This is a genomic window from Acinetobacter sp. VT 511 (genome assembly GCF_001077515.1).
Classification (GTDB): Bacteria; Pseudomonadota; Gammaproteobacteria; order Pseudomonadales; family Moraxellaceae; genus Acinetobacter; species Acinetobacter schindleri.
In genome coordinates, this window is record NZ_LFRE01000047.1 from 122,651 (window position 1) to 147,323 (window position 24,673).

The window sequence follows — 24,673 nt, forward strand, 5'->3', positions numbered from 1 at the left end:
TATTTTAATTAAGGTTGGATAACACACCAGTAGGTGATTGCAGAAATTGAAGTGTCTGTTCAAAGGTCTGCTGGCTTTCTTTTTTACCCATATAAAACTGATATTCATGAATCAGCCAGGCTTTTGATTCTGGATAAAAGATTTCCTTTACCGGCACCTGATTCGCTTTCAAAACCTGCACAAATGGATAGGACTGCGTTTCTGTGAGAAAATCCTTGTTTCCGCCACTGATCAGCACTGGTGGATAATTTGGAGTGATGTGCTGAATAGGTGAGATCTTTTTCAAGAACTCCGCATCATGCCGGCGATCGCCTGTATAGGCCTGCACCATATTATGAACTCCCCATTCAATCAGTTTGATTTTTTCTGGTGCCGTATCCACAAACGCGTTCAGGTCATAAATGCCACAGTGTAAAATTAGCCCTTTAAGCTGTGCAGGCTGGATTGATGGCACAAAGTCAGAGTTGCGGGCAAAAACCGGATTGGTTAACAAGGCCGCATAATGACTGGCGAGATTGGCACCGGCAGAATCGCCAGCCAGATAAAGCTGATCTGGATCAATCTTGTATTGAGAAGCATGCGTCTGGAGATAAGCCAATGCCATATTAATTTGCTGTAGCTGGCTTGGATAAGTTGACCGAGGAGCAAGCTGATATTGCACAGACACCACGTTATAACCTTTTGATGCCAGCAGTTTAAAATAGCCTCGTGCATGTTCGCGAGATCCGGAAATCCAGCCACCGCCATGAATCCAGATCACTGTTGGGCGCTGTTCCAGTTGAGTCATATTTTGTGGATGATATAAGTCCAAACCCAGCCGCCGATCAGAATCATAGAGAATATTTTGCTGCACAATGACATCATCCGGTGCATAACGATCCATGATTTTCTGCTGTACGGCTGTCGTCATATTAAAAGCAGTGGCAATAATTTTACTGTTCTGTGCCGTACTCTGACAGCCATATAACCCACATAAAAAGATTAAGCCTAATAACCCTTTTCCAGCTTTGACTATATGTGTATTCACCATATCTTGAATATTTCCACTAATTATTTTCCAAGTTTCAACGCTCTATATATTTTAACCCAACCAGCTTAATAGAGATTGAGCAAACCTGCTTAAAATCCGGGTATTCCAGTCTGTTTTATCTGCCAATCAGTCTACAGTTTTTTGTAAATATATCACTGTAATTTAATGAATTTTCAGATTTTTTTATATTTTGCAATTGAACCACCTCCATCACTGTGCTATCAATAGTTTAAAGCAAGACAAAAACGAAACCGGAGTATAAATAAGATGGCCTATCAACATATTTTAGTCCCTGTGGACGGTTCAGAAATTTCCTTTTCAGCAGTACGTCATGCTGCAAAAATTGCGAAAGCTTTTGGTAGCAGACTGACACTCGTCAGTCTGATTGCAGAAAATCCTTTTACTGAGGCAGATTTCTACTATAGCTCTGCCATTATGAAAGAATATTTTGTTGAAGCACATGCCAATGCCAAAAAAGCATTGAAACAAGCAAGCATCATTGCCCAAGAAGAAGGTGTGGAAGCCGAAACACATATTGTGACTGGTTTGGTGAATGCCGAGCATGTCGCAAATACTGCAGAAGAAACTGGCGCAGATTTGATTGTGATGGGTTCACATGGTCGTAAAGGCTTCCAGAAGATCATTCTGGGCAGCTTTGCACAAGATGTTCTGGGTGTGTCGGAAACTCCAGTGCTGATCATTAAAAAATAATCTGGTTCTGCGCATCCCTTGATGCGCATGACAATAAATCATGCTTTAAAGCATTGCTATTATTCATCACGCCAGCTACAGCTGTATTCTGTTTCCAAGCGTGCATCATTATCAGGAATTTTTATGAAGCATTATCAACATATCCTGGTCGCAATTGATGAATCGCCTATCTCTTATGCGGCTGCAGAACATGCGCTCGATATTGCAAAAGTTTTTGGCAGCAAAGTGACCTTAATCAGCGTCATTGCGGTTGATCCTTTTTCTGGAGTAGATTTTTACAAGGTTGCCCCAGCTGTTACCGATTATTTTATGCAGGCCGAGCAAAATGCACTGGATAGGCTTAATGATCTAAAACATACCTTTACACGTGAAGGTATAGATCTGGATATTCGGATTCTACACGGCATGTCACCCTCGGAAGGCATTCTGCAAACCAGCCATGAATTACCTGTAGATTTGATTGTGATGGGTTCACATGGGCGTAAAGGATTACAAAAACTGATTTTAGGCAGCGTGGCACAAAATGTACTCGGCTTGGCTGAAACTCCAATACTCATCGTTAAAGAATAAATGCCCTTCCTTGCTCATCAAAAAGCCTGTCTTAATGACAGGCTTTTTGATTTTCTAGAAACTAGCGAATTTTCTGGTTCAATTGGTTGAGGAACATTTCCGCTTCCAACTGGGAGCTGAACACTTTGATATATTCACCAGATTTCTGTACCGAATTTGGCGTGTATTCCAGATGAAGTTCGAATACTCCACGCGTACTGTCCTTGATGACTCGCACAGCAATAATGTGTTGAGTATTTAAATAAAATCCATCCTCAATTTTAAATAACATTTGAATTTGCCCAATTATCAGATCATCTTGATCTTTACATTGTGAGCGCCTGAAATTGGCGTCACACATACTTCGATATGTGTTGCTATAGTAAAGCAAAATTTAATACATACTTTCTTTAATAACATATTGAATAAATATTACTGATGTTCTAAATAAAAAAGCCGGATATTAAACCCGGCTTTTTCAACATGGGTTAATTAAACACTGAGCATACTGTTCAAGGTTTCACAAACATTTTTAGATTTTACCAAGGGCTTCAGAGCTTCAAGCTGAGCTTTCACTTCACTACGTTGCGGTTCAGCCAGAGTATACCAACGAGAGAGAACTTGAAGCAGACGTGAACCGACAATCGGGTTTTTCTCATCCAGATATTTCGCCAAAGTAATATAGTGCTGTACACCAAAACCCCAGGTATTGACCGGATTTGCATTCAAACCCCCACTTACAGCACGAATACGGTTCGGCACAGCCAGATCATAATCAGGATGCTGTGTCAGATAAGCAATCGTTTCAGCAGTTGCTTGAGGATGCGCCGCCTGAACCATAAACCATTGATCTAAAGATAAAGCTTCATCTTCAAAACGGCTATAGAAGTCTGCTAGAACTTCTTGGGCTTGTGGTGCATCATTCCAGACCAGGACTTTAAGCGCTCCCAGACGTTCAGACATGTTCCCGGTATGATACTGCTCATAAGCCAAATCAAAAGCAGAGTCATCCCCTTGGCGTGCGATCATGGTGAGCATGATATTTCTTAATGCACGGGTACCCATTGCCTGAGAGAAATCAGATTGCAGATCTGGATCAAGTGACAGGTAAATTTCTTTGGCAGTGTCAGCAAAAGCACGTGCCAATTTATTCAGCAAGGCATTACGTTTTTCCTGAATCTTGCTTGGACGATAGTCCACATCAATCCGGCTGCCAAGATAACCCTCAGTTGGCACATCAAACAGACGAGATGCCAATAACGGATCCTGTTCAATCACACCCGGCAAGGTATTCAACATCGCCTGCACATAAATGTCCGCAGGCTGATCATTCAGGAGAATACGCTCAAGTAAAGTCTGGGTCGCCTGCCAGCGATTAAAACCATTGGTTTCATACTGTAGCAAAAAGGCCAGCTCTTTATCCGAATAGTTAAATTCCAGATTGACTGGTGCCGAGAAGTTACGCAGTAATGACACCACTGGTTTTGCTTTTACCCCAGTAAATTCGATACGTGCCTGCTCCTGATCAAACAGGTACACCCCATCTTTGACACCATTTTTAAACAGCGCTGTTGAATTCAAAGTCAGTTGTTCACCACTCTCTATATCAAACAGGGCCAATGCCACCGGAATCGGGACAGCTTGCAGATTTGGATATTTCGGGTGTGCTTTCAGGCTTTGCTTAAAGTTCAGGCAATAGGTCTGTGCTTCTGCATCATATTCACCATGCACTTCCAGCTTTGGGGTACCTGGCTGGTTATACCAGATCAGGAAGCTAGATAGATCGACACCAGAACCTGCGCTTAATGCTGCAACCCAGTCTTCCACCGTCACTGCCTCACCATCATGTCGGCGGAAATATTCATCTGTACCCATACGGAATTTAGCTTTACCGAGCAAGGTCGCCATCATACGGTTAATTTCCGCGCCTTTTTCATACACTGTTGCAGTATAGAAGTTATTAATTTCTACAAAATGGTCTGGACGTGGTGGATGCGACAATGGACCTGAATCTTCAGGGAACTGATGCGCCTTAAGCACTGCAACATCATCAATACGCTGCACTGCTGCAGACTGCAGATCTTCAGAGAAAGACTGGTCACGGAAGACAGTCAAACCTTCTTTTAAACATAACTGGAACCAGTCACGGCAGGTAATACGGTTACCGGTCCAGTTATGGAAATATTCATGTGCGATCACTGACTGTACCCGCATGATTGCAGCATCAGTGGTAAATTCTTCATCTGCCAGTACACATGAAGTATTAAAGATATTCAGACCTTTATTTTCCATTGCGCCCATATTAAACGCGCTCGTGGCAACAATCATGTAATTATCGAGATCATAAGGACGACCATAGTGTTCTTCATCCCAACGCATAGAGTGCTTTAAGGCTTCCATGGCAATTTTACATTTTGGGATGTCTTTCTCTTCAGCATAAATTTCAAGTGCTACATCACGGCCTTCAGAAGTGGTATAGTGATCTTTCATCACCGCCAGATCACCGATCACGCAGGCAAACAGGTAACTTGGTTTTTTGGTTGGATCTTGCCAGATTGCATAGTGACGGCCTTCCCCCGCTTCACCCGTTTCAATCAGGTTACCATTGGCAAGAAGTACCGGGAATTTCTTGTCTGCTTCAACACGTGTAGTAAAAACAGACAGGACATCCGGACGGTCCGGATAGAAGGTAATTTTACGGAAGCCTTCTGGTTCATTCTGAGTCACAAACAGATCCGAACTGGCTTGATACAGGCCTTCTAATTGGGTATTGGATTCAGGATGAATACGAACAACAGTTTCAATCGTAGGCTGATCCGGTGCATTGCCAATCACTAACTGTTCAGTATCAAGCTTGTACTCACTTTCAGAAAGTGGCTTACCATTAACATGAATTGATTGTAATTCCAGATCACGACCGAGTAAAACCAGCTCACCTTCAGTCTGACGCTGCATTACCAGTGTAGCGCTGACCAGCGTATGATCTGCATAAACCTGAATATTGAGCTCAACCGAGTCAACGATATAAGAAGGTTTTTGATAGTCTTTTAAATAAATGGTTTGATCTGCTTCAATCGCTGGATTAGCCGCAATATTCATATTAATGTCCTGATCTTTTTACACCGCTTATGTAAAGCAAAAAATGTTAATCATATTGATCATACGACAACTTATTCTGCCTGTCTGTGCATTTCATTGTGTTTTTATATATGGGACTAAACTGGAGTTATTTCAATTCAGGTATTTAAATTACTGAAAGTAATTGACTTATATTTAAACAATAAACAAAAATATGCCGTCTTAAGATATTACTAAAATAAATATGAAAAAAATTCTAATGCTTGTCGGCTTTTCTGTTTTCCATATCGCTTCTGTTCAGGCTGCAAACTATTCAGGGAAAATGCCCTATCAATGTCTGGCTTCCACACAAACCAATACAATTCTAATGATCAGTGTCGCCAACTCTGAACCTGACCAGATTCAGGATGTGATGTATTTTCCACATTTAAAGCAGATTGATTTATCGTATGATTCTGCTATGGGTGTGGGGAATCCGCCCTCTCTCATACATTATAATTACTTTGAAATGCTCAGAGAAAAACAGACAGGTGAATATACTTTTGCTGTAAATAAAGACAATAAAATTCTTTTTGCCGTGTATACCAGCCCACAACTGAGCATGCCAATCTCCTTTGGAATACAGCTAAATCTGGCAAGAAAGGAAGCACTGAATCGTAAGTTAGCCAATCGGTTGCGTGCATGTATTTAAGTCTATGCACATTTTCATGCACAAGGCTGCATTGAAAAGCACATTAATATGGAATTAAGTATCTCCAAGCCAGAAACTATTCATTTTAATAATGATCTTAAATATTTCTAATATTAAATAAATCAATATCATAAATTCAATTTATTCTGCATTTAAAAAATGCAGCACATAAAAAATTGTTTTGTGCATACTTCTTGCTTTTATTTAAACGTGCAGATTACACAACTATATCTACAATAAAAAATGAGGTAAACTATGTATCTTAAAGAACATATCGTACGTGTTGAAAACATCAAGACCCTGCAAGCACTCGATCAAGCCAATATTGACCATAAAGTAATTGCACTGTTTATGAGCTGTGAGGGCATCAAGATGCAAGCCTATGAAGTGGGTGCTATTCTGAACAGCTATAATGCACTTGGTTCCAAAAAGGTTCAGCCTAAAAAAGTCCAGGCTTTAATTAATGCCAAACATTTGGGTGAAGAGGACGAAACCCTGCCTTGCCCAGTCTAAAGACCATTTTCAACAATACATAGAGGGCCACTTAAGTGGTCCTCTTGCATGTTTGATTATCAGCTCATGATGAAAACTTTAGCCTGAACCACACTTGCCCAAGCTGCACTGTGTATAATGATTTTCCTTCTTCATTTTACGATTGCTAGTTGATATGACGCTTAATGTTTTGCAGAAACAGCTTGATGAAAGTACCGCATGTCCCTTGTGTCAGGCAGCAATGTACTGGGTCGAGGCAGAACAATTTGATCAGGAACTGAATTATCACGAATGCAGTCACTGTCATCATCAGCTTTATCCTGACCAAAAACATAATTGCTTCTGTGAAAAATGTCTGGCCAATCGTAGACGTCAAATGAAGGAAACACGTCTGCAGGAAAATCGCCAGCATCAAAGTAAAAAAGATGTACATCAATATGAATTAGGCCAGCTCAGCTTTTTAAACAAGTTATTTCTGCTGGCGATTCTGGATGATCATGTACATGAGCACAGCCAGCACGCTGAATATATGGACTGGGATCAGATCAAATATCACAACATCAGTCCAAATTATCTGATGCAAAATGCTTTGGTTAAACGCCTCAGCAAGGAAAATATTCTGAGTCTGAAAGACTTTAATGCCGATCAGCAGCACTATTATATTAATGTGCGTCTGGATGGTTATTCAGAGCCGAGCCTGTTCAGCATTACCCAGCAATTACGCCATTGGTTCTTTGAGAACTTAAGCAAAGGCGTACCTTTTAAAAGTGCAGATGAAGTTAAAGAAACCCTATATTTTCTGCTGTATCAGGAAGTGATTCAATTTGCCCAGTTTTATTGTCGTAGCTGGGGCATTCAGATTGCAGGTAATAAAAGTTTTCAGACTTTCTGCTACCGCATGCTCGATGTATTGGCAGTCGGCCAGATTTATTATCTAGTACAAACGGCGCTGGAATACTTATACAAACAGAAAGCCTTGCAAGCCCGCAATGAAAATTTCATCAATACGAATTTACTGAAAAAAACCCTGCAGCAGTACCGTGAACGTGCCATCAACGAAAAATGGGAAACCTCTACCCTGCCGCGCCCACCACAATTGCCTTTAAGCAAAATGAGTGCAATTCTGTTCTTTCATTTTCTTGGCTATAATGAAAATATTTTCTTCCAGCCAATCTGGCGTTCATGGCAGCAGATTGAGCCTCGTTTAAAATTCTATTCCAATAAACGCTGTATGCATTGTGGGTCCGAGGAACTGACCGTGGATTATGATGCCACGGACTATGTCAGTCTCTGCTGCCGCAACTGCAAACATCAAGACCATTATTTTACCCGCTGATGGATTCAGCCAGACGCACTGTGAATATCAATATGAATACCAATCTTTCTCAACTGCACCATGACATTTTGGAGGGTGTTTGTAATGCCTGGACAGCATTACAACAACAGCAACCCTTAGTGCATATCATGACCAATGCTGTTGCCAGTAATTATGTAGCGAATGTTCTACTGGCTGCGAATGCTGCACCTGCCATGATTGACAATCCTTTTGAAGCTGAAAATTTTGCCCGAATTGCAGCAGCCGTCAGTTTGAATCTAGGAACACCAACATCTGAACAAGTTCAGGCCATGCTGATTGCTGCACAGACTGCGAATGCGATTAAAAAACCCTGGGTGCTGGATCCCGTTGGTTATGGTTCAATTCTGCACTGGCGCTCAGAAGTGACTGACCAATTAATGGCATTTCAGCCAACTATTGTACGTGGCAATGCCTCCGAGATCGGTACTCTGGCAGGCAAACAGGTTACAGGCAAAGGTGTAGGTACGACATTAGACAGCTCAGAAGTCTACCAACAAGCTAAATCATTGCTGGCACAATGCCAGTGCATCGCCATTTCCGGAGAATCAGATTACATCATCTCCCAGGATTATCCTGTGATTAAGGTGATGGGCGGATCAGAATTACAGCCACGTGTGACTGCAACAGGTTGTGCCTTGGGTGCATTGATTGCAGCTTATAGTGCTGTGGCTAACCCAGTAATTGCGGCAACTGCTGCACATCTGCATTTCGCGATTGCCGGTAAAAGGGCTGCTGAAATTACCTCTACACTGGGCAGCTTTAATGTTGCCTTTATCGATCAGATTCATCTGTTGAATCCTGAAATTATTCAACAATATGCTGATTTTGAGCTGCTTTGATTTATTATCATTAAGGAAAGCTGTGTCTAGTGCACAGATTTCCCGAAAGCCAGATTCATAATTGTTTCAGAAATTGTTTTGAAATCTAAGCGGCAAACACACATCAATCCTTTCCCATCAAAATAGTCTGGCACGTGCTGCATAAAGAACTGGTAATGAACATCACTGCGTTTGCGCAGTCGAATTAACTGATCTGGCGTGACTTTAGGCATCAGTGCCGGTGCAACATAAATACCCTGTCCACGTTTATCTACCCGAGACTTGTATCTGTGCATCAGCTCAAGTACGGATTGATGAGCAGTCGGCATGGTGTAACCTTTTCTTGGATAGAAATAACGACTACGTGAGGCAAACAAGGTGTAGACCTTCGGTTGCATCAAGGTGGTGACAAACCAAAGTGGAATGGCCGGATAACGTAAACGATAGCGCAAAGCCACACGAATGGCAGTCTTTAAAGTCAGATTACTACGACGATACTGTTCCAGTACTCCGGCACGTGAAGTCACCACAAAAATAGGTTTGTCCTGCAGCTGCAATTTGAGAATTGGCATAATATTCTGGCCAATCAGCTGCTCTCCGACGAAATACTGTATGACTGGTACAGAGACTGCTTCTGGATCATGTACATATTGATATAGCTGTTCAACAGACGCAAAGGGAAAAATGAGTTGATCAAATTCCAGCATCTGCTGAAAAAAATCATGTTTCTGCTGGGCTGGCAAAGTTGCAAAATCAATGATGGTTTCTCTGATTTTCATGTATGTCATCCATTGAAGCGGCAGGCAGATCAGTTAATTCATGATACTTTTCTACTGATTCCGAGCTAAAAGCGTGTGATTAGTAAATCTTCTGATTTGGCAGATTAGCATAGGATTTTTAAGTTCTTATACACAATATCAGACTTATCATTTACCAAATAGTTCACTATAAATTTAAGTTATTGAATTTAATAGTTATTATATATAAATTATGAGACCTGTATCAAGCTTTTATTTAATTATGTATTTTTAACCTCGATTTTTTTGAAGAAAATAAGCAATTTTTATAGTTTTTAGCTGACTGACTAATTTCCAAGCTTAAAATTATTCTACTGTCTGTATCACAGTATTTAGGCATAAAAAAGCCAGCAAGTAACTACTTGCTGGCTTTTCCTAGATAAACCAGTTTAAGTCAGAACATCAAACTTAACCTTGGTAATGGATATTCACCGACTTAATACGATTGTTTTCCATTTCAGTCACTTGGAAAGTAACCTGTTGATGCTCCAGTGTTGTACCAACTTCTACATGACCATTGGTTTTATCCAGAATCAGACCTGCAACACTGATATAACCAGCATCTTCTTCAATTAGATCCAGCATACCTAGCTCTAGTTCCAGCTGATACAAATCCAGCATGCCTGAAGCAATCCAATGCGTATCATCCACACGAACTAAATCCAGCTGTTCGTCTGCATCCGGGAATTCCCCTGCAATCGCTTCAAATACATCTAGTGGTGAAATCAGACCCTGTACATGACCAAACTCATCACTCACCAGAACCAAAGAACCTTTAGAAGTCCGCAAGGTATTAATTGCATCAATAACCTTCATATTTTCAAAGATAAAGATAGGACGATGACGCTTAATCAGTGCTTTTAACGCTTCTGGTTCTTCCAATACATCCAGCAATTCTTTAGCACGAACAACGCTGATCACCTTATCCAGACTGCCACGACAGACTGGAAACAGACTATGCGGTACCGACAAGATTTTTTCACGAATCTGTTCTGGGCTATCATCAAGATTTACCCAAGAAATATGGCCCCGCGGTGTCATAATAGATGCTACAGAGCGTTCCGCTAAAGTGAGCACGCCACCGATCATATAGCGCTCTTCATCTGCAAAGGTTTCTTGTGCTTCAGCATTCATATCTGGACTGCTGGTTTCTACTCGGCCACCCATCAATTTTAAAATTGAGTCGGCAGTACGATGACGTAATGGAATTTTTGCTTCATGTTTTGCAACATTGCGCTGACCAAACTGGTTAAATGCCTCAATAGCAATAGCAACACCAATACCTGAATAGATATAGCCTTTTGGAATATGGAAGCCAAAACCTTCTGCAATCAAGCTGATACCAATTAAGAGTAAGAAACTTAAACACAAAATCACGACGGTTGGATGACGATTGACAAAGGCAGTTAAAGGCTTAGATGCAAGCAACATCACCATCATTGCGACAACCATTGCCACCATCATCACATAGATGTTGTCGACCATACCAATTGCGGTAATGACTGAGTCTAAAGAAAAAACTGCATCTAAAATAATAATTTGCACTACAACTGCGGTAAAGCTTGCATAAACTACATTTGTCGTGACTTTGACTTCGGGTTTACCTTCCATCTTCTCATGTAGTTCTCCTACTGCCTTATAGACAAGGAATAAACCGCCTCCCAAAAGGATGAGGTCACGTCCTGAGAAGGTTTTTTCAAATATGGTAATTAACGGTTCGGTTAAAGTAACCAACCAAGAGATTGCAAATAACAATCCTAAACGCATAAGTAACGCTAAAGATAAACCAATGACACGGGCTTTATCACGCTGTTCTGGGGGTAATTTTTCTGCAAGAATTGCAATAAAGACTAGGTTATCAATACCTAATACGATTTCTAGAATAATAAGCGTAATCAAACCAACCCATATCCCCGGATCTAATAAAAACTCCATTAGTTCATATCTCCGAGATAGTTAGCTGAAATCGAAATATAAAGTAGACCTGCGCACGGCGACGGATCCATAAAAGTAACCTTTTTGACTTAAGACTCTCTTATTATGCACAAAGCTTTTAATTTGTAATGGTCTTTTTATATTAATTCCGTAAATACTTGTTTATATAGAAGTCTATACAAACTGGTTAATGATTAATAGCCAGGATTGTTCTTCAGTGCTTCACTTAACCCCTGTCGTCGTATTAGTTTAGCTGATATGCGAAAAAAGCGTTGCTTTCCAAGTCACTCATCAGTTTTCGTAAACAATCACCCTCTCATCATCAATATCAGTACCAGCTTTTCTCAGATATATCCCTAAATAGAGATAACGCTTAGAGATATTTTCATAAATAGTTTTAGTAACGAATTTCTTCATATCGGAATGAAGAATGACTTAATAAAGACGCCACTATCCTCCAATCACTGATCTTCCCCACGCTTTCCTTATTTTATTTTAAAAATTAAAGTGACATTCATCGGGTTAAATACACCTTCAAGTTTAAATCTTACTACTAAATCTTTCTTTCATATAATTTTATTTATAATTGGATCAAAATTCATAACAAATTTCCCGATGTATGGCAGAAGTGAATAGGTAACAGATGAGTTAAAAATAGGTAAACTTAGGTCTTTCTCGACCAGCCGGTAATTTGTGTCAATTATTAGCATTATTAAAAACATTGATTCACATTTTGTCGCATTTTTTAAAAATAATGGTTGAAACTTATATAAACATTTTCATAGAATGTAACTGCCTTACAAAAATAAATACAAGGAATCTACCATGACTAAAAAGTATGCGAAGTTTTTACCTTCAACAGAAGAATTTACTTTAGAAAATTTTCCCTACTATTGGGTTACTCAAGTCCACGCACAATATGTTTTAAATGTTGACCACGCGCTCAAGAAATATGGCGTTGACAATTCACGTCGCCGTATTCTGCTTGCCTTAAAAGCGAAACCACATGCGAGCGTGTCTGATCTTTCCGAGATGGTGGTTTCTAAAATGTCGACCACCACGAAAATCGTCTATCGTCTTAAAGACGAAGGCCTGGTTAATACTTATTCTTGTGAAGACGATGCACGTATTACGCGTGTGGTTCTTACAGAAAAAGGACATGAGATGTTCCATAAGATTAATGACCTGACTAACATTGTTCTGGAACAGTCATTTGAAGGCCTAACACCACTTCAAATCGAAAAAACTATGGAAAGTTTACGTCACATCTTCAAAAACCTTGCGCGCTGATCTAAAAACTATAAAAAACTGATCAGGCACTAGCGTGACTTAAGCAGAAAGATGAATTCATAGGCTAGCTTTATCTTTCTGCTTCTTCAGGAATCATTCAAAAAAATTCATTTGGGGACTGATTTTTTTGATCACCTCCTTGGGTACATGTGAACACTCAAACTCTTCTACGGGAAATCCCTCAACAAAAGACTGTATATTCGATAATTTCAGATTTAGCCATTCATCCATACGCTGATGTGGAATCACAATAACAGAACGCTTGATATTTCCCGGTTCATGGAAATCCTTCATCATAGGATGATCAATTGCGTCCATGGTAATCATGGTGCTTGAACGTACGATCTCATCCTGCACACGTGCAATTTCATATAGGGCAGCAATATAAAATGCTTTCCCATCCTTACGTCTTACACCCCAGCGCTGTGGCTTATTATCAAAATATTTAGACTCATAAAACTCTGTTACCGGGATTACGCCAAATTTACATTTCGCTGTTGCCTCGGCAAAACTAGGCTTCTGCAGCAAGGTTTCGTTACGAGCATTATAGGTGCGAGTTCCGATGGTTTTATCCTCAGCCCATTTTGGAATCAAACCAAAATTCACCGAGCGCCATTCCAAACCAAATTCTGACTTGAATAACAAAGGCAGCTGATAATTGGGATAGACTTCTTCCGGATATTCAAACGGAATTTCAGGAAGATTAAGGTCATGCAGTTGCTGTAAGGTGAGCGGTTTAAAGTTAGCGCACATAAAATCTTTAAAAACAAAAAATCACCGAAATATTATAATACTTCGGTGATCACAGACCTGTGTGTTTTTGCTAACAGGACTATTGTTTTGGCAAGGTCATCCAATGTGTACGGGTAAATTCCTCAAAGATCCAACGTCCATTAAAACGCCCCAGACCTGAGTTTTTCTCCCCACCAAATGGTGCATTCGGTTGGTCTGCAACCGTAATTCCATTAATGTGCGTCATACCCGCATCTATTTGAGCAGCAAAACGTTCACCGCGTTCAATATTTGAGGTACAGACTGCGCTGGAAAGCCCAAAGCGAGAGTTATTTGCCAAATTCAGTGCATGTTCTTCATCATCTGCTTTTAGGATCGGTAGAATCGGACCAAAACTTTCTTCCTGAGCGATTTCAAAGTAAGGATCGACATGAGTAAAGATATGCGGTGCCACTACATTTCCTTCTATACCGCCTTCATAGACCAGCTGTGCATCTAGTTGTTTGGCATGTTCGATAATCTTGCGATGCTTTTCAACTTGGCTCTGATTAATAATTGGTCCAATGATGGTTTCTGGCAAGTCTGGATTACCCACAGGGATGGTTTTCACGCGCTCTATCAGTTTATCTACATAAGCATCATGCAAGCTCTGATCAACAATGACCCGATTGGTGCTCATACAGATCTGTCCTTGATGCATAAAGCGTCCCATAACAGTAAGTTCTACTGCCAGATCCAGATCCGCATCATCCAGAATTACTAGTGGTGCATTACCACCCAATTCCAGTGCAAGACGTTTCATACGCGAACTTGACAGTGCTTTACTTCCCACACCCTGCCCAACTTCAGTTGAACCGGTAAATGAAATCATTTTTGGAATAGGATGTTCGACAAAATAATCACCGATTTCTTTGCCAGTACCGACTATCACATTAAAGACACCATGTGGCGTACCCGCTTCTTCGAATAATTTTCCAAGCAGTGTTCCACCTGTGACCGGCGTATCGCTGGCCGGCTTGAGCACAACCGTATTTCCGCAAGCGATTGCGGTAATAACTGAACGCATGGATAAATGAAAAGGGAAATTCCAAGGGCTGATTACTGCAATCACACCAAGCGGTTTACGTATCACAATACTTTTACGTGCAGGATCTCGACTTTCCAGCTCTTCTGGCTGGATTAAATCCGGGAATTTGGCACTTTCCTGAATGATTCCCAGCGATGCATCTACTTCAAGATTTGCCTTAAAGCGCGTACTACCAGATTCCTGGATCAACCAGTCTACAATCTCTTCACGGCGTCGCTGAATGATATTGGCCAGGTTTTGGATCAGCCCTTTACGCACCTGAACCGAAGTTAAGGCACCTTGCTCAAACGCTGCCAGCGCTGCCTGATAAGCACTATCTACATCATCAGTACTTGCTGCCTGCAAGGTAAAAATTTCCTGTTGAGTATAGGGATTAAAATTTTGAATCGTGTGGATCGAGCTGCCTTGCTGCCATTGCCCGCCAATAAATTGTTGATCTAGATTTTGATAGGCTGTCATTTCCATCCCTACAACTTGTGAATTTTTCTCTACTTTATCAGAACAATTTTATAGATCAGAGCTGAGCGACGAATTGTTACGCTTTTATCGACAAATTTATATGTTCTCTATTTTTAATAACTGATTCATTTTAGATAGCCAACAAAAAAGCCTCCGAAGAGGCTTTTTTAGATCAGACAGGATTAGTCACCTGTATAACCTTTCAATTTTAAACGCGCTGCATGAAGTAAAGGCTCTGTATAACCTGCAGGTTGCTCACCACCCTTGAAAATCAGGTCAGAAGCAGCCTGGAATGCAATATTGTTGTCAAAGTCAGCTGCCATTGGCGTGTAGAATGGATCATTGGCATTTTGCTCATCCACAATTTTTGCCATACGCTGCATCACTTCTTCAACCTGTTCACGACTTACGATACCGTGACGTAACCAGTTTGCAACGTGTTGAGAAGAGATACGTAAAGTTGCACGGTCTTCCATCAAACCTACATCGTTGATGTCTGGAACTTTAGAACAACCTACACCTAGATCAACCCAACGAACGACATAACCTAAGATACCTTGACAGTTATTTTCCAGTTCTTTCAGTTTCTCTTCTTCAGACCAGTTGGTATCAGTCGCAAGAGGTGGTGTTAATAGATCATCTAAAGGCAATGCTTCAGTTGCAAGCAATTCTTGCTGACGGTTCGCTACATTAATTTGATGGTAGTGAATCGCGTGAATTACTGCACCTGTTGGAGATGGAACCCATGCACAGCTCGCGCCTGCTTCAGGGTGCTCAGTCTTAGTCTTGTACATGTCTAAAAGCATGTCTGGTTTTGGCCACATGCCTTTACCAATCTGTGCTTTACCACGTAGACCCGTTTGCAGACCTACCATCACGTTACGGTTCTCATAAGCTGGGAACCATTTTTGGCCTTTGATTTCGCCTTTACGAACGAATGGACCTGCCTCCATGAAGGTATGGATTTCATCACCTGTACGGTCCATGAAACCAGTATTAATGAAAATGGTACGGTCTTTGGCCTGAGCAATACAGTTTTTCAGGTTAACCGAAGTACGGCGTTCTTCATCCATAATCCCGATTTTCAGGGTTTTCACAGGTAAGCCAAGCGCCTGTTCAGCACGTTCAAACAGCTCAACCGCAAATGCAACTTCTTCTGGACCATGCATTTTAGGCTTCACGATGTACATCGAACCTTTACGTGAGTTCTTGATCGTGTTTTCACCACGAATGTCAGCAATCGTAAGAAGCGGAGTAACCAATGCATCCATGATGCCTTCATAGATTTCTTCGCCATCTACCAAGATCGCCGGGTTAGTCATCAAGTGACCTACGTTACGAAGTAACATCAATGAACGGCCGTGAACTTTAGTCTCACCACCTTCAAGATTTTTGAAGGTACGGTCAGCATTCAGTTTACGGGTAACTGTCTTACCATTCTTTTCAATTGACTCTTCAAGCGTACCGCGCATCAAGCCTAACCAGTTACGGTAGCCTTCTACTTTTTCTTCTGCATCAACGGCTGCAACTGAGTCTTCCAAGTCTTGGATTGTCGTTACAGCAGCTTCAAGAACTACATCTTTTACGCCAGCTGCATCAGTTTGACCAATTGCGCTTGCTGCATCAATTTGGATGATTGCATGTAGACCATTGTTTTTAAGTACAACTTCTGTCGGTGCAGCAGCTTCGCCGTTATAACCGACGAATTTAGATGCATCTGCAACAGTTGTTGTAGAGCCATCTTTTAGCGTTACAACAAGCGCATTTCCTTCAACCGCATATTTGGTTGCATCAGCATGTGAACCATTTGCCAATGGGAAAGTTTCGTCTAAGAAGTTTTTCGCAAATGCGATAACTTTTTCGCCACGTTTTGGATTATAGCCTTTACCCTTTTCTGCGCCATCTTCTTCAGAGATTACGTCAAAACCGTAAAGTGCATCGTATAAAGAACCCCAACGTGCGTTTGCCGCATTTAAGCAGTAACGTGCATTACGTACAGGTACCACTAACTGTGGGCCTGCCAATAGTGCAATTTCTTCATCTACGTTTTCAGTCGTAATTTGAAAATCTTCTACTTCTGGTAGCAAGTAGCCAATTTCAGTCAAGAAAGCTTTGTAAGCTTGTAATTCAAATGTGTTATTGCGGTGCCATTCATCGATTTTCGCCTGAATGTCATCACGCTTAGCCAAAAGTGCTTTGTTTTTAGGGCTAAGATCAACAACGACTTGTTCAAAGTTTTTCCAGTATGTTTCGCTGTCCAAACCAGAACCTGGTAGTGCTTCATTTTCGATAAAATCGTAAAGTTCTTTAGCAATCGCTAACTTGCCTTTTTGAATACGTGCAGTCATTGTCTTTCCTGATATTGCTACTTTTTATACAAGAGATTCTAGTATAACGATTAAAATTTAGCTGAATAGTACTATCACATTCCTAAATAATGATCATTTTATTTAGCGTCACCCTCATGTCCGCTAATATTGATCGGAATGTTTCGTTATCAATTCACTAAATACCCTAATGACAGTGTATAAAGTTTTCGAAATGTAGAAATTAGACTTAAGTTCAGATTTTCGCACAAAAATCACGCATTTCCATATACATTGTCATTCTTGAAGTCCGATTAAGCCATGAAATGTGCTTATTGTCGATAAACTGCCCAGTAATTTTGCATAAAAAAAAAGCGCCGGTTAACCGACGCTTTTTGAAGCTTTATTCAGTATTGCTGGAGGCAATTTTCTCAATCTGGCGATGCTCCGAATGCAAGTATTCATCTGATTGCATTTCCAGCAGACGTGAACGGGTCCGTTCAATCTCGAAAGCCAGTTTTTCACCTTGGTAGATGTCAATGATATTGTCTTCAGAAGTGAGTAGCAATTTCACACCACGGTCATAGAATTCATCTACCAGGTAAATGAAACGGCGTGTACCATCATTCAAGAAGTCGGTCAGGTGCGGCACATTGCTGACCAGCACAGTATTATAGATATTGGCGATTTCAATAAAGTCAGCCGGACTACGCGGTTTCAGGCACAGTTCTGCAAATTCACACCATAATACATCTTCGGTATGTGCCACAGTTTCGACAATACGGTTATTGATGATGATCGGTTCATCAGAATGCTGCTGGGTCTGGGTTAGTGCGCTAAAACGCTGTGCCATCCAGTTTTTATTATCATGCGTTAACGGGAACTTGAATAACTGTGCCTGTTTGAGTACACGCAAACGATAATCCACACCTGCATCGACATTTAGAATTACACAATTCTTTTTTACCAGCTCAATGGTCGGAATAAAACGGTCACGGTGGATGCCATTTTTATATAGGCCATCTGGGGCAATATTCGAGGTCGCGACCAAGGTAATGCCGCGCTCAAACAGTTTCTGAAACAGATCACTAAGGATCATGGCATCGGTTACATTCGATACGAAAAATTCATCAAAACAGATGACCACGGCATCTTTATAAATCTGGTCTGCCACCAAATCTAGCGGATTACGTTGACCAGATAATTTGTTCAGCTCACGATGCACATGCTGCATAAAGTGGTGAAAATGCATGCGGATTTTACGGCGAAATGGAATGGAATCGTAGAACTGATCCATCAGCCAGGTTTTACCACGACCTACACCACCCCACATATACACACCTTTCGGTGAGGTTTGACGGCGGAAACGGCGGAATGCTTTCTTGGAAGCCTTAAAGCGTTGAATTAACTCCACCCAGACACGGTCTAGCTCATGTACTGCAATCGCTTGTGCATCATCCGGCATAAACTGCCCCGAAGACAGTGCCTGTGCATAACGTTCTGCAGGAGATAAGGGGCTAAAGGCGTTATGCTGATGTGAATTTAAGTCGGACATAAGGTTCATTACTATTGAGATTCATAAAAAATTATAGCGAAGATTTAACTTCAAGCCATAACACTTTGGCATTAGCAAACTTAGGCTATTTTACATATTGGCGCGGACTCTGACCAAACCAGCGTTTAAATGCGTGATTAAATGCCGCCGGTTCAGAATATCCTAACAATTCTGCAATAATTTCAATTGAATATTGTTTATATTCAATCATTCTTAAGGCTTTATCCTTAATGATATCCTCACGGATCTGCTTATAACTGGTATTCAGCTGCTGTAGCTGATGCCGTAAGGTCCGTTCCGGAATATTCAAGGCTTGCGCAGTTTCTGCCATGGTCGGCATTCCTCCACTTTGCAGCTCCAAATAGTCCTGCACTCGTTGGATTAATGAAGGTGTCTTTTCATCTTCACGCAATCGTTCCAGTTCAGCAATACACTTCTTTTCATACAGCTTGAAGGTCATCTCATCTGCTGAAGGAATCTTGACATTTAACACCGCTTCATCAAACCAGAAAGCGGCCTGATCGGCATTGAACTGTACCTGATGCCCATAATAATCATGGTAGAGCTGTAACTGTTTTAACTCTTCCGGCTTTGGAAATGGCAATTCAATCCTTACTTCAGGCACCGAAAGTCCCATCATCTTGTATAGGTCCTGAATAAACTTGTAAGTCCCAGAGATTTCAGCCTGCGCGACCAGCTGACCTAATTGATCCTGCAAATTACTCGGACGATAGCAAAGTGCAATGCGATGCCCAGCCTGCTTGAAACTCATTTCCCCAGTCAGATGGGTTAACTGCTGAAAACGGATACCATGAACTAGTGCATCTCTCACGGTAGGGCTAGTCACCAGTAACATGAGCAGCGGGCCATATCCCGCCAGTGCATAATGCTGTCCGATCAAGATCCCTTTTTCTGGTGCAACCCCCTCACCTACAACTTTGAGTACATCATATTCCAGACTGGGATGAATGATCGACGTAGGATCAAGGTCATCTATACGCAGCCCGATATTGTCCAGCTTATGCTCCAATGCAATGCCTGCCTTGCGCATCCCCTGAATCAAGTACATCAAACTGAGTATCGATCTCTTCATTGCGATTTGAATTTAATAGGATTGTTCCTGTTTTACTATAAATTTTACAAATTCTCTATTGCCGTTTTGATCAATTTTGTCGTCTTATTAATCATGTTTGATCTTAGAACTTTACAATATTCTAATAAATCTGGATATGCACGGATTGCACAGCATGAATATTACAAAGAAAAATAACACAACCAAAATTGCTATTATTGGTGCAGGTTTTGGCGGAATTGCAATGGCCATTCGTTTGCAACAACAAGGAATTACAGACTTTATAATTCTTGAAAAGTCCAATGATTTTGGCGGTACTTGGCGTGAAAATCAGTATCCGGGTGCAGCCTGTGATGTGCAATCTCACATGTATTCTCTATCTTATGCACCGAAAGCTGACTGGTCAAAAAGATATGCAGAAGCGCCGGAAATCTTTGTCTATATTCAACAACTGGTCAAAGAATTCAATGTTCCTGCATTTACCCGTCTAAATACCGAAGTTAAAGCTGCACATTATGATGAAAAGCGTTGTCACTGGGCATTAACTTTAAATGAAGATGAACAGCTGGAAGCACAATATGTCATTTTTGCATCCGGTCCTTTGCATGTCCCGCAAATTCCGAAGATTAGCGGAATCGAAAAATTTAAAGGTAAAGTCTTCCACTCCTCTCAATGGGATCACAGCTATGACCTCACTGGTAAAAATGTCACTTCGATTGGAACAGGTGGCAGTGCCATTCAGTACATTCCAGAAATCGCTCCACAATGCAAACAGCTCTATGTGATGCAGCGCACTGCAGCCTGGGTGATTCCACGTGATAAGCGGCTGTATCATGATTTGGAAAAGAAGCTTTTTGCACGCTTTGACTGGTTTCGAAAATTACATCGTATTCGTCTGTACTGGTCGAATGAATCCCGTGTCGTCCCTATCGTAAAACCGACCGTGATGAAATATACACAGAAACTGGCTGAAGCTTATATCCGCTATCAGGTCAAAGATAATAAAGTTGCCCAAAAGTTAATCCCAGATTACATCATGGGTTGTAAACGGATTCTGGTTTCCAATAAATATTTCCCCACCTTTAATCGACCTAATGTCGAACTGGTCACTGACACGATTCAGGAACTGACAGAAGACAGCATTATTACTGCAGATGGTATAAAACGGCCGATTGACTGCCTGATTTATGGCACAGGTTTTATTACTGATCCACGTATTTATCTGAAAAACTTTGAATGCACTGGTCTAAATGGTATCAAGCTCAATGAGGTCTGGAAAGCTGGTGCGGAAAGCTATTATGGTATCTGTATCAAGAGTTTCCCGAATTTGTTCCAGCTGCTTGGTCCAAATACTGTGCTGGCGCATAACTCGGTGCTGTTTATGATCGAGTCACAAGTAGAATATATCCTGCAGTTAATCCAGATAGTTGAACAATCGCATACTGAGGCGATCTTGGTCAAAGATGAAGTACATGAGCAGTTTAACGCACAGGTACAACACATGATGGAGAATACTGTCTGGCAATCGGGCTGCGTGAGCTGGTATCAACAGGATGGCGGCAAAAATTTTGCCTTATGGCCTACCTACACCTGGAAATACTGGCTGAAAACCAAGTGGGCTAATCCATCAGATTACCATTTACTGAGTAAAGCCAGTTAAAGCAACAACATATTCGTTAAAGGGATGGCATAATATGGAAAATTTTTATTTTTCCTGATTATGCAATCCTCTTGGCTTATTTTCCAATTGCTGTTCTGTCTGGCGATCGGCTTTCTGTGTGCCAGAAAGTTGCCTCAAACTGTTTTTAAAGTCTCTTTTGCCGTTCTACCCTATTTTAGTTATGTGCTACTGATCGCGATTGCTTTTGAGTTTTCACAACTTCTCGATGAACTAAAGCACCCTTATCAAATTCTGAGTACCTCTCTCAGTATTGCAGCGATCACTTCACTGGGTGCCTTTACCTGTTGTTATCTGCTGTTTAAGTGGGCAGGTTATCAACCTTCCTCAGGACGGGTTTCTACACAACTGGTAATTAAATCACTTATCAATATCGGTTATGCCTTTATTGCGCTCGGCATGGGTTATTTACTGCATGCGGGTTTAGGTAGCTTAAATATTCAGGCACAAATCAGTAACTGGCATTTATTGCTTGTGTTTATGTTCCTGATTGGAGTCGATCTTGCCTATTCTCCACTCGACCGCTCATGGCTAAACTGGAAAATTCTGCTGGTACCACTCGGTTGTATTCTCGGTTCACTACTGAGTGTACTGCTCTATGGCATATGGCAATCTGATATCAGACTTCAAGACCTGATTATGCTATCGCAAGGTTATGGCTTCTACTCGATGAGCGGTATTGTGGTGACTGAACTCAGGAATGCTGAATTGGGCAGTATTGCACTGATGAATGATCTGTTTCGGGAGATCTTTGCAATTCTACTGATGTATTGTCTTGGCTGGCGCTATCCACGTGCTGCAATTGCAGCTGCAGGTGCAACATCTATGGATGTCACCTTACCGATGGTAAAACAGGCCTGTGGTAATGATTTTATTCCGCATGCCATGTTGAGCGGCTTTATTTTGTCGGTATTGGCACCGGTGATGGTCAGTGTTTTAGCAGCCATCTAATTCATTAACTTTCTTTAAATCTCTCCCAAAGGGAGAGAAGCGAAGCTTAAAATAATAGAATAAAGCCCCCCTTGGGAAATGAAGAGCCTCAAAATATATTTTGAGTATACAAGGGTGAGGGAAAATATTGAAGAATCATGTTCAAATACTTAAGTTAATCTCCTGATAGCTCTTCTACTGTATCAACCATCTCTGAAGCCAGCTCTACAATATCAACACCATCAAGACGCGACATCCAGTTCCATGAACTCGCAGAGTTATACTGTTTCTGGAGTCGTTGCTGTTCAAGCTGATCTGCTATTTTTTCCAATTCATGATTTTGTTCCAGTAATTTTTGTTCTCGCGTTTTCATTGTAAATTCCTTTTTTATTTTTATATTGTTTTTTCAATGTATAAAAAAAGCCTTTCGTTTGAAAGGCTTTTTATCGGATTGATAGAATTACAAGGTTGCCAGAATATCTTTTAAAGTCTGACGCATATTTTCAGATTTGGTAATTGGACGACCAATCACCAAATGCGTCGAACCATCTAGCATTGCCTGCTTTGGCGTTACGATACGTTTTTGATCATCAGCATTTGAGCCTTCCGGACGGATCCCCGGCGTTACCAATGCAAAGTCTGCACCAATTGTTTCGCGCAGCATTTTTGCTTCTTGCGCAGAACACACCACACCATCTAGACCACTGTCTTTGGTCAAAGCAGCAAGACGTTTCACATGCTCAAAGGGTTCAATATCCAGACCGATATCTTTTAAATCTTCACGGCCCATTGAAGTTAATACCGTTACCGCGATCAGCTGGGTACTATAATTCCCAGCTTTAAGACGCTCGACACAGGTTTCCATCATTTTACGACCGCCAGAAGCATGTACATTCACCATCCATACACCCAAGTCTGCGGCTGCACATACTGCCTGCGCAGTAGTATTTGGAATATCGTGAAATTTCAAATCAAGGAACACTTCAAAACCTTTATCTTGCAGTGCTTTGACGACTGATGGGCCTTCATGGGTAAATAACTCTTTACCAACTTTTACACGGCAAAGCTCAGGGTCTAATTGCTCGGCAATCGTTAATGCGTCATATTGGCTTTTTGCATCCAAGGCAACGATAATACTCATAACAAGACCCTTTAAATTGACAAAATTAAGGCATTATACGGATTTCAGCTGTATGAACAAATATATAAATTATGAAAACTGTTTCTTAATTCAATTTAAATCTCTTATTTGTAAAACATTTTTTTTAATTAATTTTATTTTTAATGGGTTTATAAAACTTAAAGCATAAAAAAGCACCCTGAGCAAGACTCAGAGTGCTTTAAATATAATCAGGAGAAGTTTAAATAGTCAAAGTTATGACATCACATCCTTATAAAGGTGTCGAAGGTCGATCCTGAGGATGGATATCAACAACTGTCTTTTCATGGCGTGAATGAGCAGCTGCTTCTGCTGCCATCAGTTTCGCTGTATTCAGCTGCTCTTTACGCAGGTGGTCTATGTCTTTACGCAATCGCTTAATTTCCCAGCTGTTTTGGAAAACTTTAAATACCTGTACACCCAGCAATAGGCCAAGAATGACACCCAATGACAGTGTCAACAACAATAACAGGCCTAAACGCATTGCAGGAACCTGAGTAAATAACAGGTCTACAGATAGTTCAGTTCCATTTTGCAATACCAGTGCCAGTGAATACCCAAATACAACGAGTAATAAAACGACGAGTACGTAACGCATAACACGCCCCTTGAATTATTTGTTTGCTGATTCGTTTACAGCATCACGTAGTGCCTTACCTGGTTTGAAGTGTGGAACCGCTTTTGCTGCGACTTCAACAGACTTACCGGTTTTCGGGTTTCGACCAATACGTGGCTCGCGATGATGCAATGCGAAGCTGCCAAACCCACGAATCTCAATACGGTTGTCTGTCGATAATGCTTCGATCATTTGATCGATCATGATCTTCACAGCTTCTTCAACTAAAGGCTCAGCTAAATGCGGGTTCTTTAGGGAAATACGCTCTATTAAATCAGACTTATTAAGTGCTTCAGTAGTCATCTGCGACCTCTTTAATTATCAAGCTACT

General features: G+C 41.1%; 23 protein-coding genes. 9 read left to right on the forward strand and 14 right to left on the reverse strand.

Annotated features, from left to right (window positions below):
• Window positions 1-4: 4 nt before the first annotated feature.
• Window positions 5-1,030: an alpha/beta hydrolase gene (locus ACS72_RS03945; protein WP_048881289.1), complete on the reverse strand. Its 1,026-nt coding sequence runs from the start codon at window positions 1,028-1,030 to the stop codon at window positions 5-7.
• Between the two features lie 267 nt (window positions 1,031-1,297).
• Here ACS72_RS03945 and ACS72_RS03950 point away from each other — a divergent pair, with 267 nt between their 5' ends.
• Both ACS72_RS03950 and ACS72_RS03955 read left to right on the forward strand, forming a co-directional pair.
• Entirely contained in the window at window positions 1,298-1,741 is a 444-nt protein-coding gene (locus ACS72_RS03950) for a universal stress protein (RefSeq protein WP_004892860.1), read from the forward strand.
• Between the two features lie 123 nt (window positions 1,742-1,864).
• Entirely contained in the window at window positions 1,865-2,311 is a 447-nt protein-coding gene (locus tag ACS72_RS03955) for a universal stress protein (protein ID WP_004815649.1), read from the forward strand.
• Window positions 2,312-2,372: 61 nt separating this feature from the next.
• On the opposite strand, the gene ACS72_RS03960 is transcribed toward ACS72_RS03955, so the two are convergent.
• Complete coding sequence (locus ACS72_RS03960) at window positions 2,373-2,582, reverse strand: hypothetical protein (protein ID WP_026056698.1); 210 nt, start codon at window positions 2,580-2,582, stop codon at window positions 2,373-2,375.
• 200 nt (window positions 2,583-2,782) lie between these two features.
• On the reverse strand, window positions 2,783-5,389 hold the full coding sequence (gene pepN, locus ACS72_RS03965; RefSeq protein WP_048881290.1) for an aminopeptidase N: 2,607 nt from the start codon (window positions 5,387-5,389) through the stop codon (window positions 2,783-2,785).
• Between the two features lie 223 nt (window positions 5,390-5,612).
• Here pepN and ACS72_RS03970 point away from each other — a divergent pair, with 223 nt between their 5' ends.
• The 4 genes from ACS72_RS03970 to thiM all read left to right on the forward strand — a co-directional run bounded on the left by ACS72_RS03970 (window position 5,613) and on the right by thiM (window position 8,747).
• Entirely contained in the window at window positions 5,613-6,059 is a 447-nt protein-coding gene (locus tag ACS72_RS03970; protein WP_048881291.1) for a hypothetical protein, read from the forward strand.
• 255 nt (window positions 6,060-6,314) lie between these two features.
• Window positions 6,315-6,572: a hypothetical protein gene (locus tag ACS72_RS03975; RefSeq protein WP_004815641.1), complete on the forward strand. Its 258-nt coding sequence runs from the start codon at window positions 6,315-6,317 to the stop codon at window positions 6,570-6,572.
• Window positions 6,573-6,726: 154 nt separating this feature from the next.
• Window positions 6,727-7,887: a hypothetical protein gene (locus ACS72_RS03980; protein ID WP_048881292.1), complete on the forward strand. Its 1,161-nt coding sequence runs from the start codon at window positions 6,727-6,729 to the stop codon at window positions 7,885-7,887.
• A 32-nt stretch (window positions 7,888-7,919) separates the two neighbouring features.
• On the forward strand, window positions 7,920-8,747 hold the full coding sequence (gene thiM, locus ACS72_RS03985) for a hydroxyethylthiazole kinase (RefSeq protein ID WP_048881333.1): 828 nt from the start codon (window positions 7,920-7,922) through the stop codon (window positions 8,745-8,747).
• 26 nt (window positions 8,748-8,773) lie between these two features.
• Here thiM and ACS72_RS03990 read toward each other — a convergent pair whose 3' ends face one another.
• Window positions 8,774-9,505, reverse strand: coding sequence for a hypothetical protein (locus ACS72_RS03990; RefSeq protein ID WP_048881293.1), 732 nt, complete (start codon window positions 9,503-9,505; stop codon window positions 8,774-8,776).
• Between the two features lie 426 nt (window positions 9,506-9,931).
• A complete protein-coding gene (locus tag ACS72_RS03995; protein ID WP_048881294.1) occupies window positions 9,932-11,458 on the reverse strand; it encodes a transporter associated domain-containing protein in 1,527 nt (508 codons plus the stop codon).
• A gap of 825 nt (window positions 11,459-12,283) precedes the next feature.
• Between ACS72_RS03995 and ACS72_RS04000 the strand changes: the two genes are divergently transcribed.
• Window positions 12,284-12,748, forward strand: coding sequence for a MarR family winged helix-turn-helix transcriptional regulator (locus ACS72_RS04000; RefSeq protein ID WP_004815629.1), 465 nt, complete (start codon window positions 12,284-12,286; stop codon window positions 12,746-12,748).
• 93 nt (window positions 12,749-12,841) lie between these two features.
• Here the strand turns inward: ACS72_RS04000 and ACS72_RS04005 are convergent, their stop codons facing one another.
• From ACS72_RS04005 to ACS72_RS04025, 5 genes are all read right to left on the reverse strand, one after another.
• On the reverse strand, window positions 12,842-13,501 hold the full coding sequence (locus tag ACS72_RS04005; protein ID WP_048881295.1) for an SOS response-associated peptidase: 660 nt from the start codon (window positions 13,499-13,501) through the stop codon (window positions 12,842-12,844).
• 79 nt (window positions 13,502-13,580) lie between these two features.
• Window positions 13,581-15,026, reverse strand: coding sequence for an aldehyde dehydrogenase family protein (locus ACS72_RS04010; RefSeq protein ID WP_048881296.1), 1,446 nt, complete (start codon window positions 15,024-15,026; stop codon window positions 13,581-13,583).
• Window positions 15,027-15,208: 182 nt separating this feature from the next.
• Entirely contained in the window at window positions 15,209-17,374 is a 2,166-nt protein-coding gene (locus tag ACS72_RS04015) for a malate synthase G (protein WP_048881297.1), read from the reverse strand.
• A 361-nt stretch (window positions 17,375-17,735) separates the two neighbouring features.
• Entirely contained in the window at window positions 17,736-18,887 is a 1,152-nt protein-coding gene (zapE, locus tag ACS72_RS04020) for a cell division protein ZapE (RefSeq protein ID WP_048881298.1), read from the reverse strand.
• 85 nt (window positions 18,888-18,972) lie between these two features.
• Window positions 18,973-19,980 (reverse strand): AraC family transcriptional regulator, encoded by a 1,008-nt coding sequence (locus ACS72_RS04025; RefSeq protein WP_048881299.1) that lies wholly within the window; start codon window positions 19,978-19,980, stop codon window positions 18,973-18,975.
• Between the two features lie 154 nt (window positions 19,981-20,134).
• On the opposite strand from ACS72_RS04025, the gene ACS72_RS04030 reads away from it, so the two are divergent.
• Together ACS72_RS04030 and ACS72_RS04035 are read left to right on the forward strand one after the other, a co-directional pair.
• Entirely contained in the window at window positions 20,135-21,619 is a 1,485-nt protein-coding gene (locus tag ACS72_RS04030; RefSeq protein WP_048881300.1) for an NAD(P)/FAD-dependent oxidoreductase, read from the forward strand.
• A 60-nt stretch (window positions 21,620-21,679) separates the two neighbouring features.
• Window positions 21,680-22,588, forward strand: a complete 909-nt coding sequence (locus tag ACS72_RS04035; RefSeq protein WP_048881301.1) for a lysine exporter LysO family protein — start codon at window positions 21,680-21,682, stop codon at window positions 22,586-22,588.
• Window positions 22,589-22,742: 154 nt separating this feature from the next.
• On the opposite strand, the gene ACS72_RS04040 is transcribed toward ACS72_RS04035, so the two are convergent.
• The 4 genes from ACS72_RS04040 to ACS72_RS04055 form a co-directional block, all read right to left on the reverse strand.
• On the reverse strand, window positions 22,743-22,940 hold the full coding sequence (locus tag ACS72_RS04040) for a hypothetical protein (protein ID WP_004892820.1): 198 nt from the start codon (window positions 22,938-22,940) through the stop codon (window positions 22,743-22,745).
• Window positions 22,941-23,027: 87 nt separating this feature from the next.
• Entirely contained in the window at window positions 23,028-23,708 is a 681-nt protein-coding gene (gene pyrF / locus ACS72_RS04045; RefSeq protein WP_048881302.1) for an orotidine-5'-phosphate decarboxylase, read from the reverse strand.
• A gap of 250 nt (window positions 23,709-23,958) precedes the next feature.
• On the reverse strand, window positions 23,959-24,324 hold the full coding sequence (locus tag ACS72_RS04050; protein WP_004815608.1) for a lipopolysaccharide assembly protein LapA domain-containing protein: 366 nt from the start codon (window positions 24,322-24,324) through the stop codon (window positions 23,959-23,961).
• Window positions 24,325-24,339: 15 nt separating this feature from the next.
• Window positions 24,340-24,645 carry an integration host factor subunit beta gene (locus ACS72_RS04055; protein WP_004815605.1) on the reverse strand — a complete coding sequence of 102 codons (306 nt, stop codon included), beginning with the start codon at window positions 24,643-24,645 and terminating at the stop codon, window positions 24,340-24,342.
• Window positions 24,646-24,673 lie beyond the last annotated feature (28 nt).

Excerpts from the sequence above, each read along its gene's own strand:
- ACS72_RS03975 (WP_004815641.1), top strand. The coding sequence starts at position 6,315 with ATGTATCTTAAAGAACATATCGTACGTGTTGAAAACATCAAGACCCTG.
- zapE (WP_048881298.1), bottom strand. The coding sequence starts at position 18,887 with ATGTCCGACTTAAATTCACATCAGCATAACGCCTTTAGCCCCTTATCT.
- ACS72_RS03960 (WP_026056698.1), bottom strand. The coding sequence starts at position 2,582 with ATGTTATTTAAAATTGAGGATGGATTTTATTTAAATACTCAACACATT.
- ACS72_RS04035 (WP_048881301.1), top strand. The coding sequence starts at position 21,680 with ATGCAATCCTCTTGGCTTATTTTCCAATTGCTGTTCTGTCTGGCGATC.
- pyrF (WP_048881302.1), bottom strand. The coding sequence starts at position 23,708 with ATGAGTATTATCGTTGCCTTGGATGCAAAAAGCCAATATGACGCATTA.
- ACS72_RS04015 (WP_048881297.1), bottom strand. The coding sequence starts at position 17,374 with ATGACTGCACGTATTCAAAAAGGCAAGTTAGCGATTGCTAAAGAACTT.
- ACS72_RS04030 (WP_048881300.1), top strand. The coding sequence starts at position 20,135 with ATGAATATTACAAAGAAAAATAACACAACCAAAATTGCTATTATTGGT.
- pepN (WP_048881290.1), bottom strand. The coding sequence starts at position 5,389 with ATGAATATTGCGGCTAATCCAGCGATTGAAGCAGATCAAACCATTTAT.
- ACS72_RS03970 (WP_048881291.1), top strand. The coding sequence starts at position 5,613 with ATGAAAAAAATTCTAATGCTTGTCGGCTTTTCTGTTTTCCATATCGCT.
- ACS72_RS03950 (WP_004892860.1), top strand. The coding sequence starts at position 1,298 with ATGGCCTATCAACATATTTTAGTCCCTGTGGACGGTTCAGAAATTTCC.
- ACS72_RS04025 (WP_048881299.1), bottom strand. The coding sequence starts at position 19,980 with ATGAAGAGATCGATACTCAGTTTGATGTACTTGATTCAGGGGATGCGC.
- ACS72_RS04055 (WP_004815605.1), bottom strand. The coding sequence starts at position 24,645 with ATGACTACTGAAGCACTTAATAAGTCTGATTTAATAGAGCGTATTTCC.
- ACS72_RS03945 (WP_048881289.1), bottom strand. The coding sequence starts at position 1,030 with ATGGTGAATACACATATAGTCAAAGCTGGAAAAGGGTTATTAGGCTTA.
- ACS72_RS03995 (WP_048881294.1), bottom strand. The coding sequence starts at position 11,458 with ATGGAGTTTTTATTAGATCCGGGGATATGGGTTGGTTTGATTACGCTT.
- ACS72_RS03980 (WP_048881292.1), top strand. The coding sequence starts at position 6,727 with ATGACGCTTAATGTTTTGCAGAAACAGCTTGATGAAAGTACCGCATGT.
- ACS72_RS03990 (WP_048881293.1), bottom strand. The coding sequence starts at position 9,505 with ATGAAAATCAGAGAAACCATCATTGATTTTGCAACTTTGCCAGCCCAG.
- ACS72_RS03955 (WP_004815649.1), top strand. The coding sequence starts at position 1,865 with ATGAAGCATTATCAACATATCCTGGTCGCAATTGATGAATCGCCTATC.
- ACS72_RS04000 (WP_004815629.1), top strand. The coding sequence starts at position 12,284 with ATGACTAAAAAGTATGCGAAGTTTTTACCTTCAACAGAAGAATTTACT.
- thiM (WP_048881333.1), top strand. The coding sequence starts at position 7,920 with ATGAATACCAATCTTTCTCAACTGCACCATGACATTTTGGAGGGTGTT.
- ACS72_RS04005 (WP_048881295.1), bottom strand. The coding sequence starts at position 13,501 with ATGTGCGCTAACTTTAAACCGCTCACCTTACAGCAACTGCATGACCTT.
- ACS72_RS04010 (WP_048881296.1), bottom strand. The coding sequence starts at position 15,026 with ATGACAGCCTATCAAAATCTAGATCAACAATTTATTGGCGGGCAATGG.
- ACS72_RS04040 (WP_004892820.1), bottom strand. The coding sequence starts at position 22,940 with ATGAAAACGCGAGAACAAAAATTACTGGAACAAAATCATGAATTGGAA.
- ACS72_RS04050 (WP_004815608.1), bottom strand. The coding sequence starts at position 24,324 with ATGCGTTACGTACTCGTCGTTTTATTACTCGTTGTATTTGGGTATTCA.